General features: G+C 61.2%; 16 protein-coding genes. 9 read left to right on the plus strand and 7 right to left on the minus strand.

The genetic code is table 11. The features are described from left to right. Window positions 1–44 precede the first annotated feature (44 nt). Entirely contained in the window at window positions 45–1,337 is a 1,293-nt protein-coding gene (locus CUR33_RS05105; protein WP_090249495.1) for an NCS2 family permease, read from the minus strand. A 185-nt stretch (window positions 1,338–1,522) separates the two neighbouring features. Here CUR33_RS05105 and CUR33_RS05110 point away from each other — a divergent pair, with 185 nt between their 5' ends. Next, the gene (locus CUR33_RS05110) at window positions 1,523–2,077 is read left to right on the plus strand and encodes a DJ-1 family glyoxalase III (RefSeq protein ID WP_282874948.1); all 555 of its coding nucleotides are present in this window, start codon (window positions 1,523–1,525) and stop codon (window positions 2,075–2,077) included. Here the strand turns inward: CUR33_RS05110 and CUR33_RS05115 are convergent. Further along, a complete protein-coding gene (locus CUR33_RS05115; RefSeq protein WP_289238892.1) occupies window positions 2,074–3,303 on the minus strand; it encodes an MFS transporter in 1,230 nt (409 codons plus the stop codon). The two genes, CUR33_RS05110 and CUR33_RS05115, sit on opposite strands and share 4 nt — an antisense overlap. A gap of 327 nt (window positions 3,304–3,630) precedes the next feature. On the opposite strand from CUR33_RS05115, the gene CUR33_RS05120 reads away from it, so the two are divergent. Genes CUR33_RS05120 through CUR33_RS05130 form a run of 3 tightly spaced genes read left to right on the plus strand, consistent with a single transcriptional unit; the run spans window position 3,631 to window position 6,234 of the window. Continuing rightward, the gene (locus CUR33_RS05120; RefSeq protein ID WP_289238893.1) at window positions 3,631–5,070 is read left to right on the plus strand and encodes a cytochrome ubiquinol oxidase subunit I; all 1,440 of its coding nucleotides are present in this window, start codon (window positions 3,631–3,633) and stop codon (window positions 5,068–5,070) included. Between the two features lie 2 nt (window positions 5,071–5,072). Beyond that, window positions 5,073–6,080: a cytochrome d ubiquinol oxidase subunit II gene (gene cydB, locus CUR33_RS05125; protein ID WP_167142834.1), complete on the plus strand. Its 1,008-nt coding sequence runs from the start codon at window positions 5,073–5,075 to the stop codon at window positions 6,078–6,080. 10 nt (window positions 6,081–6,090) lie between these two features. Continuing rightward, complete coding sequence (locus CUR33_RS05130; protein WP_275960633.1) at window positions 6,091–6,234, plus strand: DUF2474 domain-containing protein; 144 nt, start codon at window positions 6,091–6,093, stop codon at window positions 6,232–6,234. 6 nt (window positions 6,235–6,240) lie between these two features. On the opposite strand, the gene CUR33_RS05135 is transcribed toward CUR33_RS05130, so the two are convergent. After that, entirely contained in the window at window positions 6,241–7,365 is a 1,125-nt protein-coding gene (locus CUR33_RS05135) for a methyltransferase (protein WP_289238894.1), read from the minus strand. A gap of 391 nt (window positions 7,366–7,756) precedes the next feature. Here CUR33_RS05135 and CUR33_RS05140 point away from each other — a divergent pair, with 391 nt between their 5' ends. Then, window positions 7,757–8,752, plus strand: a complete 996-nt coding sequence (locus CUR33_RS05140; protein WP_282874952.1) for a DctP family TRAP transporter solute-binding subunit — start codon at window positions 7,757–7,759, stop codon at window positions 8,750–8,752. Between the two features lie 106 nt (window positions 8,753–8,858). Beyond that, a complete protein-coding gene (locus CUR33_RS05145; RefSeq protein ID WP_289238895.1) occupies window positions 8,859–9,632 on the plus strand; it encodes a ferredoxin--NADP reductase in 774 nt (257 codons plus the stop codon). 57 nt (window positions 9,633–9,689) lie between these two features. Here CUR33_RS05145 and mscL read toward each other — a convergent pair whose 3' ends face one another. Together mscL and CUR33_RS05155 are read right to left on the minus strand one after the other, a co-directional pair. Continuing rightward, window positions 9,690–10,103: a large-conductance mechanosensitive channel protein MscL gene (mscL, locus tag CUR33_RS05150; RefSeq protein WP_289238896.1), complete on the minus strand. Its 414-nt coding sequence runs from the start codon at window positions 10,101–10,103 to the stop codon at window positions 9,690–9,692. A gap of 67 nt (window positions 10,104–10,170) precedes the next feature. Then, the gene (locus tag CUR33_RS05155; protein ID WP_090249468.1) at window positions 10,171–10,917 is read right to left on the minus strand and encodes an EAL domain-containing protein; all 747 of its coding nucleotides are present in this window, start codon (window positions 10,915–10,917) and stop codon (window positions 10,171–10,173) included. Between the two features lie 137 nt (window positions 10,918–11,054). Between CUR33_RS05155 and CUR33_RS05160 the strand changes: the two genes are divergently transcribed. The 3 genes from CUR33_RS05160 (at window position 11,055) to radA (ending at window position 13,093) form a co-directional block, all read left to right on the plus strand. Beyond that, the gene (locus CUR33_RS05160) at window positions 11,055–11,294 is read left to right on the plus strand and encodes a YdcH family protein (RefSeq protein WP_090249465.1); all 240 of its coding nucleotides are present in this window, start codon (window positions 11,055–11,057) and stop codon (window positions 11,292–11,294) included. A gap of 87 nt (window positions 11,295–11,381) precedes the next feature. Continuing rightward, window positions 11,382–11,660 (plus strand): YdcH family protein, encoded by a 279-nt coding sequence (locus CUR33_RS05165; protein ID WP_160085589.1) that lies wholly within the window; start codon window positions 11,382–11,384, stop codon window positions 11,658–11,660. A gap of 68 nt (window positions 11,661–11,728) precedes the next feature. Further along, entirely contained in the window at window positions 11,729–13,093 is a 1,365-nt protein-coding gene (radA, locus tag CUR33_RS05170) for a DNA repair protein RadA (RefSeq protein ID WP_090249458.1), read from the plus strand. Between the two features lie 245 nt (window positions 13,094–13,338). On the opposite strand, the gene CUR33_RS05175 is transcribed toward radA, so the two are convergent. Further along, the gene (locus tag CUR33_RS05175) at window positions 13,339–13,710 is read right to left on the minus strand and encodes a PilZ domain-containing protein (protein WP_090249454.1); all 372 of its coding nucleotides are present in this window, start codon (window positions 13,708–13,710) and stop codon (window positions 13,339–13,341) included. Between the two features lie 136 nt (window positions 13,711–13,846). Then, a complete protein-coding gene (glyA, locus tag CUR33_RS05180) occupies window positions 13,847–15,100 on the minus strand; it encodes a serine hydroxymethyltransferase (RefSeq protein WP_289238897.1) in 1,254 nt (417 codons plus the stop codon). Window positions 15,101–15,136: the final 36 nt, after the last annotated feature.

Consider the following 15,136-nt stretch of genomic DNA (forward strand, 5'->3'; position numbering starts at 1 on the left):
GAGGCGCCCGCCGGCATAGCTGCTGGCGGGCGATGCGAACGGGCTTAAGAGAACAGGCCGAGCTTGACCACGCAGAAGCCGGCAAGGATCACCAGCATCAGGTTCAGCTCGCGCCAGCGGCCAGCCAGGGTCTTGGCGGCCACCCAGGCAATAAAGCCGAAGGCGATGCCGGACGCGATGGAGAAGGTCAGCGGCATAGCCAGGGCGGTGATCAGCACGGGTGCGGCAACGGTGATGTCTTCCCAGTCGATCTCGGCCATCCCGGCGGTCATCAGCACCGCGACGAACATCAGCGCGGGTGCCGTGGCGAAGGCCGGCACACTGCCTGCCAGCGGGGCAAAGAACAGCGCCAGCAGAAACAGCACGGCGACCACGCAGGCGGTCAGGCCGGTACGCCCGCCAGCGGATACCCCGGCGGCCGATTCGATGTAGCTGGTGGTGGTCGAGGTGCCCAGCAGCGAGCCGCCCATGGCGGCAGTGCTGTCGGCGATCAGCGCACGCCCCATCTTCGGCATATGGCCGTCCTTGCGCATCAGTCCAGCCTTCTTGGCGACGGCAATCAGGGTGCCGGAGTTGTCGAACAGATCGACGAACAGGAAGGCGAAAATCACGCTGATCAGACCAATATCCAGCGCGCCCATGATGTCCAGCTGCAGGAAGGTCGGTGCCAGCGACGGCGGCATCGAGACCACGCCGCCAAACTGCGAAATGCCCAGGGCCATGCTGATCAGGGTAATCAGCAGAATGCCGATCAGTACTGCGCCGGTGACCTTGCGCGCCTCCAGGCCGACGATCACGAAGAAACCGAGAATTGCCAGCAGTGCCTGGGGCTTGCTGAGGTCGCCCATGCCCACCAGCGTGGCTGGGTGGTCGACCACGATGCCGGCGCTTTGCAGGGCGATCAGTGCGAGGAACAGGCCGATACCGGCGGCTATCGCCGAGCGCAGCTCCAGGGGGATGCTGTTGATGATCCATTCGCGGATCTTGAAGATCGACAGCAGCAGGAACAGGCAGGCTGAGAGGAATACCGCGCCCAGCGCCACCTGCCAGGTGTGGCCCATGCCCAGTACCACGGTGTAAGTAAAGAAGGCGTTGAGGCCCATGCCCGGTGCCAGGGCAATCGGGTAGTTGGCGATCAGGCCCATGATCGCCGAGCCGATGGCGGCAGCCAGGCAGGTGGCGACGAAGATCGCGCCTTTATCCATGCCGGTTTCGCCGAGGATGCTCGGGTTGACGAAGAGGATGTAGGCCATGGTCAGGAAGGTGGTCAGGCCCGCCAAGCACTCGGTGCGTACCGTGGTGTTATGGGCTTTGAGTTGGAACAGTCTTTCCAGCATGTGGCGCTCCCCGTAACGGCTTTTTTGCCGTGTTTATGCAAACCGAAAGCAAAGCACATCCACGCGTGGGTGCATGTTTTTGCTGGCGATCTGGAAAAAGGCGCGCATCATATCAGCTCGTCTGGAGCTGGTGAATTTATGACCGCTCGGACAGTTTATGCACGGCCAGAACAAGGAGCGAAACAATGACTGCACGGGCTCTTATCAGCGTTGCCGATGGTGTTGAAGACCTCGAATGCGTAACCCTGATTGACGTACTGCGGCGGGCCGAGGTTGAGGTGGTGGTGGCCAGTATCGAAAGCCGACGGATGATCACCTGTGCCCGTGGCACGCGATTGACCGCCGATACCATGCTGGTCGACGTTCTGGCCCAGCCCTTCGACCTGATCGTGCTGCCCGGCGGCATGCCTGGCGCACAACACCTCGCCGAGCACGAGCCGTTGGCCGAGCGGGTGCGCGAGCAGGCCAAGGCCGGCAAGCTGTTTGCGGCCATCTGCGCGGCACCCGCCGTCGCCCTGCAGCAGTACGGCGTGCTCAGGCAGCGGCGCATGACCTGTTATCCGGCGTTCAGTGATCGCCTCAGCGGTTGTGTGTTTGTCGATCAGCCAGTGGTGGTTGATGGCAACTGCATCACCAGTCAGGGTCCCGGCACCGCCCTGGCGTTTGCTCTGACCCTGGTCGAACAGCTGTGCGGCAAGGCCGTGCGCAAGCAGGTCGCCGAGGCCATGTTGGTCAGCTAGTCGTTACTTCGCTCGGGCCCTTGCGGGTGCAGATGGTCACGTTTGGCCAGCTCGGGGAACAAACGGATCCACAGGCCAGTGACCAGAATCGCCCCGACGCCACCGATCAGCACTGCCGGTACGGTGCCGAACCAGGCCGCGCTGACCCCGGCGCGGAAATCGCCGAGCTGATTGGACGCACCGATAAACAGGCCGTTGACCGCGCCGACACGGCCGCGCATCTCGTCCGGGGTTTGCAGCTGCACGAAGGCGCCGCGAATCACCATGCTGATCATGTCCGCCGCGCCCAAGACCACCAGTGCCGCCAGGCTGAACCACTGCGAGGTGGACAGGCCGAAGCCGATGGTCGCCACGCCGAAGATCGCCACTGAGCTGAACATCACCGGGCCGACCCGTCGCTCGATGGGAAAGCGCGCCAGCCACAACGACATCAGCAGTGCGCCAACGGCCGGTGCCGAACGCAGCAGGCCGAGGCCCCATGGCCCGGTGAGCAGAATGTCCTTGGCAAACACCGGCAGCAGCGCGGTGGCGCCGCTGAGTAGCACCGCTAGCATGTCCATCGATACCGCGCCGAACACGGCAGGGCGGCTGCGGATAAAGCGAAAGCCGGCCAGTAGCGAATCCAACGAGACTTTCTGTTTAAGCGGCAACTGGCGCGCCGGCAGACTGAGCATCAGGCTCAGGGCGCAACCGTATAACAGCACGGCCGGGCCATAGACCCAGTGCGTACCGAGCGCATAGAGCAAACCGCCCAGCGCCGGCGCGATGATGGTGGCGGCCTGCATGGCCGATGCGGAGGCTGCCACGGCAGCGGGAAACAGCCCGGGCGGCACGATATTCGGTAGCAGAGCCTGGGTGGTCGGCATCTCAAAGGCGCGGGCGGTGCCGAGCAGAAAGGCAATCACGAAGATCATTTCGCGGCTGATACCGCCGGCGCTGCTGCCCAGCAGCAGGCCCAGCGCAATCAGCCCCTGTGCGCCCTGGCAGAGCGCCGCCACCTTGCGCCGGTCGAAACGGTCGGCGACATGCCCGGTGAGCAGGATAAACAGGATCTTCGGCAGGAATTCGATCAGCCCGACCAGGCCGAGGTCCAGCACGTTGCCGGTCAGCGAATACATCTGCCAGCCAATCGCCACGGTAATCATCTGGAAGCCGCTGGCCGTGAACACCCGGGCGAACCAGAAGGCCAGGAATGGGCGGTGCTGACGGAGCAGAAGCTGGGACATGGCCGAAAAGGCTCGAGCGATAACTGGGGGGAGGTGCAGCCTAGGGGCTTGGTGTGAGCTTGCACAAGCTGCCAGGGGCAGATTGTGTCTGCGCGCAGTGCTTGTGGCAGCCGGTCGCGCGACAATCGACCACAGCTGAACTTGCACCTGCAAACGCTACTCTCTTTACATGCAATGACCCGCGTCAACACCTTCGACGCGCGGTTGTGAGGGCTTTGCCCAGCTCGCTAGTTGCCTCACCCAGAACAATAATCCCCCCGACTGATTGCTTGTGACTGGCATGTGCGCCCGTGGCCGTGCCCCGTATCACCTGACTGAGGAAACGCCATGTTTGGATTGGAGGCTCTCGACCTCGCCCGAATCCAGTTCGCTTTTACCATCTCCTTTCACATCATCTTTCCGGCCATTACCATTGGCCTGGCCAGTTACCTGGCGGTGCTTGAAGGGCTGTGGCTGAAAACCGGGGAAGAGGTATACCGCGACCTTTACCACTTCTGGGCGAAGATCTTTGCGGTCAACTTCGGCATGGGCGTGGTGTCTGGCCTGGTCATGGCCTATCAGTTCGGCACCAACTGGAGCGCCTTCTCCGACTTTGCCGGTGCGGTCACCGGGCCGCTGCTGACTTATGAAGTGCTTACCGCGTTCTTCCTTGAGGCGGGCTTCCTTGGCGTCATGCTGTTCGGTTGGAACCGCGTCGGCCCGGGCCTGCACTTCTTCTCCACGGTGATGGTGGCGGTCGGCACGCTGATCTCAACGTTCTGGATTCTCGCCTCCAACAGCTGGATGCACACCCCGCAAGGCTTCGAGATCATCGACGGGCGGGTGATTCCGGTGGACTGGTTCGCCGTGGTGTTCAACCCGTCGTTCCCTTATCGCCTGGCGCATATGGCGACGGCAGCATTCCTTGCCACTGCGTTCTTTGTTGGCGCGTCGGCTGCCTGGCACCTGCTGCGCGGCCGTGATAACCCTGCGATCCGCAAGATGCTGTCGATGGCCATGTGGATGGCGTTGATCGTGGCGCCGATTCAGGCGGTGATTGGCGACTTCCATGGCCTGAATACCCTCAAGTACCAGCCGGCGAAGATCGCGGCGATCGAAGGTCACTGGGAAAATCATGGCGATGAGCCGACCCCGCTGATTCTGTTCGGTTGGCCGGATATGGAGCGAGAAGAAACCCGCTTCAAAATTGAAATTCCCGCCCTCGGCAGCCTGATTCTCACCCACAGCCTGGACAAGCAGGTGCCGGCACTCAAGGAGTTCGCCAAGGAAGATCGGCCTAACTCAACCATCGTGTTCTGGACCTTCCGGATCATGGTCGGCCTGGGCATGCTGATGATCCTCACCGGTCTTTGGGGCCTGTGGCTGCGCAGTCGCGGCAAGCTGTTTCAAAGCCGGCCGTTCCTCCATCTGGCCGTGTGGATGGGCCCGTCGGGGATCATCGCCATCCTCGCCGGCTGGTACACCACGGAAATCGGTCGTCAGCCCTGGATCATCCAGGGGCTGATGCGCACCGCCGATGCCTCGTCCGGGCACAGTTTTGCGCAGATGAGCCTGACCCTGATTCTGTTTGTGGTGGTGTATTTCGCCCTGTTTGGTGCCGGTATCAGCTACATGATGCGCCTGGTGCGCAAGGGCCCGATCACCGACGAAGGCAAAGAACCCGCCGAAGGCGGCCCAGGCCAGAAACGCACGCCGTCCCGTCCGCTGTCCGCACCCGAAGAGGGCTTGGACGAGGGCGAAACCGACTCACTGGCTGAGAGGAATTGAACATGGGCATTGATCTCTCGCTGATCTGGGCCGTGATCATCGCCTTCGGGGTGATGATGTATGTGGTCATGGACGGCTTCGACCTGGGCATCGGCATCCTCTTCCCCTTCGTCAAAAGCGAAGGCGAGCGTGATGTGATGATGAACACCGTGGCACCGGTCTGGGACGGTAACGAAACCTGGCTGGTGCTCGGTGGTGCGGCGCTGTTCGGCGCCTTTCCGCTGGCCTACGCGGTGGTGCTCAGCGCGTTGTACCTGCCGCTGATCTTTATGCTGCTGGGGCTGATTTTCCGCGGTGTGGCCTTCGAGTTCCGCTTCAAGGCCAAGGCGGCCAAACGGCACCTCTGGGACAAGGCGTTTATCGGCGGCTCACTGACTGCGACCTTCTTCCAGGGCGTGGCGCTGGGGGCCTATATCGACGGCTTCAAGGTGGTCGATCGCGTCTATGTCGGCGGCGCGCTGGATTGGCTCACGCCGTTCTCGCTGTTCTGCGGCCTGGCGTTGATTGCCGCTTACGCCTTGCTCGGCTGCACCTGGCTGATCATGAAGACCGAAGGCCGCCTGCAGCTGCAGATGCACGATATGGCGCGGCCGCTGGTGTTTGTACTGCTTGGCGTCACCGGCATTGTCAGCCTGTGGACGCCTCTGGCCCATACGGAAATTGCCGAGCGCTGGTTTAGCCTGCCGAATATTTTCTGGTTTATGCCGGTGCCGCTGCTGGTGCTGCTGTGCACCTGGGCGCTGCTGCGCGCGGTGGCGCGCAACGCCAACTACTCACCGTTTCTGCTGACCCTGACGCTGATCTTCCTCGGCTACAGTGGCCTGGGCATCAGCCTGTGGCCGAATATCATCCCGCCGTCGATCAGCATCTGGGAAGCCGCCGCACCGCCGCAGAGCCAGGGCTTTATCCTGGTCGGCGCGCTGTTCATCATCCCCTTTATCCTGATGTACACCGCCTGGAGCTATTACGTGTTCCGCGGCAAGGTCACTGAAGAAGACGGCTATCACTAAGGTGCGAGTGATGAACGACATAGATGAGAAAAAGCCGCTGTGGCAGCGCCTCGGCTGGCTGGTGCTGATCTGGGCCGGCAGTGTGCTGGCCCTGGGTGCAGTGTCCTATCTGCTGCGCCTGTTTATGCAGGCGGCAGGAATGGGCACGCCGTAAGCGCGCTTATTTGATCGCTTTAAGCACCACAAACTTCGGCGTTGCCGCCACCTGTTCGACACCACGGAATAGCCGTTTCAGCTTGGCGTGGTAGCCCAGGTGGCGGTTGCCGACTATCCACAGCTCGCCGCCGGTCATCAGCGCGGCGCGGGCCTGCTGGAACATGCGCCAGGCGAGGAAATCGCCGACCACCTGTTGCTGGTGGAACGGCGGGTTGCACAGCACCAGATCCAACGAATCCTCCGCCTGCTCGGCTAAACCATCGCCGGCGCGAATCTCTACCGGGCGCTCATTCAGTGCCGCACGCCAGTTTTCTTCGGCGGATTGCACCGCCATGTAAGACTCATCCACCAACGTCAGCTCGGCCTGCGGGCTGCCCAGTGCATAGGCAATGCCGAGTACGCCGTTGCCGCAGCCGAGATCAGCTACGCGCACGCGGCTGAGGTGTTTGGGCAGGTGCGGGAGGAAGGCGCGGGTGCCGATATCCAGGTCTTCGCGGCAGAACACGTTGGCGTGGTTGAGCAGCTCGATAGCCGGTTTTTCCAGGCGATAACGCGTCGGGTAGGGCGATACGGGTGCGGGTTTGGCCTCTGATGTGGCAAACAGCAGGCGGGCTTTTTTCACTGCCAGCGAGGCTTGCACCGGGCCGATATATTTCTCCAGCAGATCACCGGCAGCACGCGGCAGGTGCTTGACCATGGCGGCGGCAATCACCTGCGCGGTTGGGGCGAGCTGGCCGTGCAGGCGAATCAGTTGCTCCTCCAGCAGCGCCAGGGTTTTCGGTACGCGAATCAGCACCACATCAAACGGCCCCTGAGCGACTGCGCTGGCCGGTACAAACGTCACGGCATCCGCCGGCAACTGATTGCGCAGCAGGTTGACCTGCAAGCCCAGGTGGCCGAGGTGTGAGTCGCCGCTGCTGGTCACGTGCGCCTGCCCAGCGAGGCTGGCCGCCAGTGCGCCGAAGCTGTCATTCAGCACCAATACGCGTGTGCTGCTCGTCAGCCCTTGTTCATGCAGATGGTTGAGCAGGTATTCGTCCGCAGCATCGAACGCCTGCAGCGGCTCGTGGGGCTGGTCGGGTTGGCGAAGCAGGTCGAGTTGGGCGAACGGGGTGCTGAACACAGGCATGGAAAACTCGGGTGGCAGGCCGTAAGGGCGCGATAAAAAGTGCAGTTGGTCGCTATTGTCGGTGCAAGTGGCGGAAAAGTCTCGGAACTGAGAGCTGGTTCAGCAAATCGCAGTTGTGCCGCGCACGGCTTTACCGAAGAATGCCGCCCCCTTGTGGATCCGCTCAGTCGTGTCTGATACCCATCAGTCAGCAAGCATGAGTCAGCAAGGTCGGCATTCAAATAATAACCAGGCCCCGAGCATTAAGCCCGGCTGCGATCTGGTAGCGCCTGATGATCAGGACCGTGCAGCACTCTGCCGCGTCCACTGAATCATCCATAGCCCACACCCCCACTCAATGAGGCCTGCCCATGCAGGCTTCACGGCGTTCTATTTGCAAAAAGGTATGTTCATGTTCAAGTCACTGTTGTCCTTAACCTTCAGCGCATTGCTGGTCGCGGCAAGCCCGGCCCTGGCAGAAGGCACGGCGCCCATCGTGATCAAGTTCTCCCATGTCGTGGCCGAGGACACCCCCAAGGGCAAGGGTGCACTGCTGTTCAAAAAATTGGTCGAAGAGCGCCTAGCCGGGCAGGTCGCGGTTGAGGTTTACCCGAACTCGACGCTGTTCGGTGATGGCGAGGAGATCAACGCACTGCGCGAGGGCAAGGTGCAGATGCTGGCGCCGTCGCTGTCCAAGTTCGAGGCTTACACCAAGCAATTGCAGGTGTTTGACCTGCCGTTCCTGTTCGACGACCTGGAGGCGGTCAAACGCTTCCAGAAGCGTGACAAGAGCCGCGAGTTGCTGCACGCCATGTCCAACCAAGGCATCTACGGCCTGGCCTATTGGAACAACGGCATGAAGCAACTGACCGCCAACCGCGAGCTGCGCAAGCCCGAGGATGCCAAGGATCTGGCCTTCCGTATTCAACCCTCGTCGGTGCTGCAGGCACAATTTGGCCAGCTTGGCGCCAAGACCGTGAAAATGCCGTTCGCCGAGGCGTTCAAAGCGCTGCAGGCCGGCACCATCCAGGGCACTGAAGGCCCCTGGTCGAACATCGCCAGCCAGAAGGTCGACACCGTGCAGCCGTTTATCAGCGAGCTTAATCACGGCTCGCTGAGCTATATGCTGATCAGCAGCAAGGAGTTCTGGACCAGCATCCCCTACAAAACCCGCACCGAGCTGGAAGCGATCATCGATGAAGTGTCCTTCGCGGTGAATAAGGATGCCGAAACGCTGAACAACAATGATCGCGAGCGCATCATCGCCGCCGGCCATGCCAAAGTGGTGACCTTGACCGACGATGAACGTGCCGCCTGGCGCGCCGCACTGAGCCCGCTGTGGAAGACCTATGAAGCGGAAATCGGCGCAGATGTGCTGCGTGCCGCTCAGGCCGTCAACCGCCGCTAAGCGCGTGTTTAGGGCAAAGCCAAGAGCCCCCAGGTTTTACCGGTGTTTGTTCGGTGAACGTTGCGCCACACTGGGCCTGTGCAATCTGCATAGGCCCGGTATTCGTATGACTAGTGACGACAAGTACACGCGGCAAACCCTTAGCTCTATTCAGGTCTGGTCACCCAGCCTGTTCAGCCTGCGTTGCAGTCGCGATGCCGGATTTCGCTTTCGCGCCGGACAGTTCGCCCGTCTTGGCGTAGAAAAAGCTGATGGCTCGGTGGTCTGGCGGGCCTATTCGATGGCCTCGGCGCCTCATGATGAGTTTCTTGAGTTCTTCTCCATCGTCGTGCCAGGCGGCGAGTTCACCTCCGAGCTGAGTCGGCTGCAGGTCGGCGACAGTCTATTAGTTGAAAAACAGGCCCTGGGCTTTCTCACCCTGGATCGCTTTGCCGATGGCCGTGACCTCTGGCTGCTGGCCAGCGGGACGGGGCTCGCGCCGTTTCTATCGATCCTGCAGGGTTTGGAGGTGTGGCAGCGTTTTCAGCGCGTGGTGCTGGTGTACAGCGCGCGCACGGCCAGCGAGCTAGCCTATCAGCCGCTGATTCACGGACTGATGCAGCAGGAACATCTGCAGGAATACGCCGATCGTTTCACCTATCTGCCGCTGGTCACCCGCGAGCAGGTGCCCGGCTGCCTTCATGGGCGCATCACCACCTTGCTGGACAGTGGCGAGCTGGAGCGGGCGGCGGGGCTGAGCCTGGAGCCTGAGCATTCGCGGCTGATGATCTGCGGCAACCCGCAGATGATCGACGACACCCGCGCGCTGCTAAAACAGCGCGACTTGCAGCTTAGCCTGACCCGACGGCCGGGGCAGGTGGCGGTGGAGAATTACTGGTAGCAGTTAGCAGGCAAACCAAAGGCTCCCTCCGGAGCCTTTATCAATGCTTGCCTGGTGTTACTCCTTCGTTTGTTGGGTCTTGAGCAAATCGCGGATCTCGCTCAGCAGTTCCTGATCCTTGGTCGGTGGGGCCGGTGCTGGGGGTGCCGCTTCTTCTTCGCGCTTGAGTTTGTTGAGCACCTTGATGCCCATGAAAATGGCGAATGCGACGATCAGGAAGTCGAGCACGGTCTGGATAAATTTGCCGTAGGCCAACACCACAGCAGGCAGATCGCCTTCGGCAGCCTTAAGGGTGATGGCCAGATCAGTGAAGTCCACGCCGCCAATCAGCACGCCCAGCGGTGGCATCACCACGTCACCAACAAAGGACGAGACGATCTTGCCAAAGGCCGCGCCGATGATGATGCCCACGGCCATGTCGACCACGTTGCCCTTGACCGCAAAGGCTTTGAATTCACTGATTATGCTCATGCTGCGTTCCCTGGTAGGTGAGGTTGCGCTGAGTGTAATCCAGCACGCTCCGCTTGCCAGCTACTTATCAGCCCGGGTAATGGACTTCGGGCAGCGACTCGAACGCAGGTTTAGCCAGCAGGTAGCCTTGGAACAGTTCCACCCCCATGTCGCGTAATGCGTGCAGTTCACCGATGCTTTCGATGCCCTCGGCAATCACCCGGATATTCAGCTTGCGGCACATCTGCAGGGTTGCTTCGACCAGGATCTGCCGCACGCTGTCTTGCTCGATATTGCGGATCAGCTGCATGTCCAGCTTGATCAGGTCAGGCTGAAAGTCGGCCAGCAGATTGAGCCCGGCATAACCGGCGCCGAAGTCATCGATCGCCGTCATAAAGCCCTGTTTGCGGTACGCGCGCAGAATGCCGGTGAGGTGGTCGATATCCAGCACCTGCTCCTGTTCGGTGACCTCGAAGATGATCCGCTCCAGCGGGAAGTTGAATCGCGAAGCGGCCTCCAGCGTGGCGCGGATGCAGGTCTCGGGTTTGTACACCGCGTTGGGCATAAAGTTGATCGAGACCATGGCAGGCACTTGCAGCTTGGCTGCCCACTCCAGCGCCGTAATTCGGCAGGCTTGGTCGAACGGATACAAATTATCCGCGTTGAGCTTGCTCAGCAGGCTGCCAGCGGACTCACCGTTTTTGCCGCGCACCAGCGCTTCGTGGGCGAATATGGTGCCTGTACTCAGGTTGATAATGGGCTGAAAGGCCATGCTGATGGGAAATCCCAACCCTTGGCCGTCACGGCAAGCCGAACATCCTGATGTCGTACTCATAACCTGTTCTCGTAAGTGGTTCCTGATGCTTGGGCAAAGATAGCAGAAGTCGCTCTCCATCCGTGCAGCCGGACCGTTTCGGCAGAGCCCGCGCTACTGGGCTAGGCTCAAGGGGAATCCGCCACGAGGATGCCGTTATGCCACTGGAACATCATCCGCTGCACCGCGAGTTTCCCGAGTTCAAGACGCAGTTGCATACCTTGCTGTCCAGCAATGGCCATTTCGCTCGCTTGGTCGAGGAGTATGAAGAGCTGGATAAGCGCATCTATGAGGCGGAGAGCGGGCGGGTGGCCATGGATGAGATGCTGCTGCTGGGCCTGAAGATGCAGCGCGTCAGCCTCAAGGATGAATTGGCCGATTTTCTTAGCAGCGCGTAATAACGGTATTGCTTTGATCCGGGTCAAGTGCGGGGCCCGGTTCGAGGGATAGTCTGCAAACAGTGACTATCTCAGAGGGCTACCCGCATGCACGTTGAACACCATCCGCTGATCAAGGATTTCCCCGAACTGCGCGGCGCGCTGCATGAGCTGCGTCTTGGCGATGCCAACTTCGCCCGCCTGGCGGATACCTACGAAACCCTGGATAAACGTATCTGCCGGATCGAGGCGGGCAGCGAACTGCTGGCTGATGAGGCGCTGCTGGCCCTCAAGCAGGAGCGGGTTGGCCTCAAGGATGATCTCGCGCGCCGGCTGAAACGCGCTGCCGGGCAATGTTGTGGCTGTGGTAACGGTTGCAAGGGATAGCTGTGCGGGACTGTAAATATATCCAGCTATTTCGTATGATCCGGGCTCAGCGTTTATAGGAGTCCGGCATGGCCAAGGCCAAGCGCATGTATGGCTGCACCGAGTGCGGCGCCACCTTCCCGAAATGGGCCGGCCAGTGCGGCGAATGCGGGGCCTGGAATACCCTGGTGGAAACCCTGCTTGAAGCCAACGCAGCCACCCCCAGCGGCCGCGCCGGCTGGGCGGGTGATCAGGTGCAGATCAAGACCCTGGCCGAGGTCAGCGTCGAGGAGGTACCGCGTTTCTCCACGGCCTCTGGTGAGCTGGATCGCGTGTTGGGCGGCGGTCTGGTGGACGGGTCGGTGGTGCTGATTGGCGGCGACCCTGGCATCGGCAAGTCGACCATCCTGCTGCAGACCCTGTGCAATATCGCCACGCGCTTTCCTGCGCTGTATGTCACCGGTGAGGAATCCCAGCAGCAGGTGGCCATGCGCGCCCGCCGCCTGGGCTTGCCGGAAGACAAGCTCAAGGTGATGACTGAAACCTGCATTGAAAGCATCATCGCCACCGCGCGGGTGGAAAAGCCCAAGGTGATGGTGATCGACTCGATCCAGACCATCTTTACCGAGCAGCTGCAGTCGGCACCTGGCGGCGTTGCCCAGGTGCGCGAAAGTGCGGCGTTGCTGGTGCGCTTTGCCAAGCAGAGCGGCACGGCGATTTTCCTGGTCGGCCACGTGACCAAGGAAGGTGCGCTGGCCGGGCCGCGTGTGCTCGAGCATATGGTTGATACCGTGCTGTATTTCGAAGGCGAGTCCGATGGCCGCCTGCGCCTGCTGCGCGCGGTGAAGAATCGCTTTGGCGCGATCAACGAGTTGGGCGTATTCGGCATGACCGATAAGGGCCTGAAAGAGGTCACCAATCCTTCGGCGATCTTCCTCACCCGGGCCCAAGAAGAAGTCCCCGGCAGCGTGGTGATGGCCACCTGGGAAGGCACCCGGCCGATGCTCGTGGAGGTGCAGGCGCTGGTCGACACCAGCCATATGGCCAACCCGCGACGCGTCACCCTGGGCCTGGATCAGAACCGCCTGGCCATGCTCCTGGCCGTATTGCACCGGCATGGCGGCATTCCGACCTATGACCAGGACGTGTTTCTCAACGTGGTGGGCGGGGTCAAGGTGCTGGAAACCGCATCCGATCTGGCGCTAATGGCGGCAGTGATTTCGAGTCTGCGCAATAAGCCGCTGCCGCATGACCTGTTGGTGTTTGGCGAGGTCGGCCTGTCTGGCGAGATTCGCCCAGTGCCAAGCGGCCAGGAACGTCTGAAAGAGGCGGCCAAACACGGCTTCAAGCGCGCCATCGTGCCCAAGGGCAATGCGCCGAAAGATCCGCCGCCAGGGTTGCAGGTGATTGCCGTCACGCGCCTGGAGCAAGCGCTGGATGCGTTGTTCGAGTAAGAACCTGTTTACGATCTGCTGCGCGTCGACCACCCGGCGTTAAAAACAGCCTCGGAATGCTCATTTACAGCTCGTAAACTGCGCGTGATTCGCTTCGCTCACCCTGCGGGTCAGCCGTTGGCTGTTACTCCGCTGCGCTGCGTTTCTCGGCTGTTTTTGCCTTGCCTGGCTCTAGCTCGCGAAATCGTAAACACGTTCTAAATCCGCTCAGGCAGGATGAAAAAAGGAGGCCGAGGCCTCCTTTTTTACTCGTCTTCGCCAAGCGCGGCGAGTTCGCGTTCCAGCAGGCTGTCGTCGCCGAGATTGAGCTCCACCAGGCGGCGCAGGTGGCTGATCGAGTCGAGGTCGATATGCCGGCAGACAAAACCGAGCAGGTCAGACTGGGTGCGTGTCAGCACCACTTCCATCCGCACACGGGTGTCATCGGCCAGTTGGATATTGGCCTCGAATGGCTGATTAGGGTCGCCATTCCAGCCGTTTGGACGCTTGATTAACAGACCTTTCAGCGACACGTCATGCAATTCGACCGCCCAGCGTCGTTCCCCTTGCACGATCTCGGTGGGGGCGTCGAAAGCGATGCGGTGAAAGCGCCGACGCTCATTGGCTGTTTCGCTCATGCAAAGAAACTCCTGCGAGGTTTTATCCACTATAGCCAAGGCTGCTGCCGCTGGCTTGGTTTTATCGCTGCTGAGGGTGGTTCGGCAGGTATAAAAAAGCCCGCCAGGAGGCGGGCTTTTCAGCAGCAGCCGATGTTTAGTTGCCGTAAACCGGGAACTTGGCGCAGACCGCTTTGACTTGCTCGCGCACGCGCGCTTCGACCGCGTCGTCGCCCAGGTTAGCGAGGATCTCGCAGATCCAGCCCGCCAGTGCGCGGCACTCGTCTTCCTTGAAGCCGCGGGTGGTTACGGCTGGGGTGCCGATGCGCAGGCCGGAGGTGACGAACGGCGAACGTGGGTCGTTCGGTACGCTGTTCTTGTTCACGGTGATAAAGGCGCGACCCAGAGCGGCGTCGGCATCTTTACCGGTGATGTCCTGCTTGATCAGGCTGAGCAGGAACAGGTGGTTCTCAGTACCGCCAGAGACCACGTCGTAGCCGTTCTCGATAAACACGCTGGCCATGGCCTGGGCGTTCTTGATCACTTGCTGCTGGTAGGTCTTGAACTCAGGCTGCAGGGCTTCCTTGAAGCACACGGCCTTGGCGGCGATGACGTGCTCCAGCGGGCCGCCTTGGCCGCCTGGGAATACCGCGGAGTTGAATTTCTTCTCCAGCGCTTCGTTGGCGCGAGCCAGGATCAGACCGCCGCGCGGGCCGCGCAGAGTTTTGTGAGTGGTGGTGGTAACCACGTCGGCGAACGGCACTGGGTTCGGGTACACACCCGCAGCCACCAGACCGGCCACGTGTGCCATGTCGACGAACAGGTAAGCGCCCACTTTATCGGCGATGGCGCGGAAGCGTGGGAAGTCCAGCACCTGCGAGTAGGCGCTGAAGCCGGCAATGATCATCTTCGGCTTGTGTTCAACAGCCAGGCGCTCAACTTCGTCGTAGTCGATCAGGCCTGCATCGGTGATGCCGTACTGCACGGCGTTGTACATTTTGCCGGAGAAGCTGACGCTGGCGCCGTGGGTCAGGTGGCCGCCGTGTGCCAGGCTCATGCCCAGTACGGTGTCACCGGTTTCCAGCAGGGCCAAATACACGGCGCTGTTGGCTTGCGAGCCGGAGTGCGGCTGGACGTTGGCGTAATCGGCGCCGAACAGCTCCTTGGCGCGGTCGATGGCCAGCTGCTCAACGATGTCGACGTATTCGCAACCGCCGTAGTAACGCTTGCCTGGATAGCCTTCAGCGTACTTGTTGGTCAGTACCGAACCCTGGGCTTCCATCACCGCTGGGCTGGTGTAGTTCTCCGAGGCGATCAGCTCGATGTGATGTTCCTGGCGCTGGGCTTCTTGCTCCATCGCGGCAAACAATTCGGCGTCATAACGGGCGATAGTCAAATCACGGCTGAACATAGCATTCCCCTGAGAAAATCAGCTGGGCGGTAGAAA

Origin of the sequence: Pseudomonas sp. FEMGT703P, assembly GCF_002786345.1 — a bacterium.
Classification (GTDB): domain Bacteria; phylum Pseudomonadota; class Gammaproteobacteria; order Pseudomonadales; family Pseudomonadaceae; genus Aquipseudomonas; species Aquipseudomonas peli.

Bases quoted from the DNA above. Each gene is read 5' to 3' on its own strand.
- glyA (WP_289238897.1), bottom strand. From the start codon at position 15,100: ATGTTCAGCCGTGATTTGACTATCGCCCGTTATGACGCCGAATTGTTT.
- CUR33_RS05160 (WP_090249465.1), top strand. From the start codon at position 11,055: ATGCCACTGGAACATCATCCGCTGCACCGCGAGTTTCCCGAGTTCAAG.
- cydB (WP_167142834.1), top strand. From the start codon at position 5,073: ATGGGCATTGATCTCTCGCTGATCTGGGCCGTGATCATCGCCTTCGGG.
- CUR33_RS05130 (WP_275960633.1), top strand. From the start codon at position 6,091: ATGAACGACATAGATGAGAAAAAGCCGCTGTGGCAGCGCCTCGGCTGG.
- CUR33_RS05115 (WP_289238892.1), bottom strand. From the start codon at position 3,303: ATGTCCCAGCTTCTGCTCCGTCAGCACCGCCCATTCCTGGCCTTCTGG.
- CUR33_RS05155 (WP_090249468.1), bottom strand. From the start codon at position 10,917: ATGAGTACGACATCAGGATGTTCGGCTTGCCGTGACGGCCAAGGGTTG.
- CUR33_RS05120 (WP_289238893.1), top strand. From the start codon at position 3,631: ATGTTTGGATTGGAGGCTCTCGACCTCGCCCGAATCCAGTTCGCTTTT.
- mscL (WP_289238896.1), bottom strand. From the start codon at position 10,103: ATGAGCATAATCAGTGAATTCAAAGCCTTTGCGGTCAAGGGCAACGTG.
- CUR33_RS05135 (WP_289238894.1), bottom strand. From the start codon at position 7,365: ATGCCTGTGTTCAGCACCCCGTTCGCCCAACTCGACCTGCTTCGCCAA.
- CUR33_RS05110 (WP_282874948.1), top strand. From the start codon at position 1,523: ATGACTGCACGGGCTCTTATCAGCGTTGCCGATGGTGTTGAAGACCTC.
- CUR33_RS05175 (WP_090249454.1), bottom strand. From the start codon at position 13,710: ATGAGCGAAACAGCCAATGAGCGTCGGCGCTTTCACCGCATCGCTTTC.
- CUR33_RS05145 (WP_289238895.1), top strand. From the start codon at position 8,859: ATGACTAGTGACGACAAGTACACGCGGCAAACCCTTAGCTCTATTCAG.
- CUR33_RS05140 (WP_282874952.1), top strand. From the start codon at position 7,757: ATGTTCAAGTCACTGTTGTCCTTAACCTTCAGCGCATTGCTGGTCGCG.
- CUR33_RS05105 (WP_090249495.1), bottom strand. From the start codon at position 1,337: ATGCTGGAAAGACTGTTCCAACTCAAAGCCCATAACACCACGGTACGC.
- CUR33_RS05165 (WP_160085589.1), top strand. From the start codon at position 11,382: ATGCACGTTGAACACCATCCGCTGATCAAGGATTTCCCCGAACTGCGC.
- radA (WP_090249458.1), top strand. From the start codon at position 11,729: ATGGCCAAGGCCAAGCGCATGTATGGCTGCACCGAGTGCGGCGCCACC.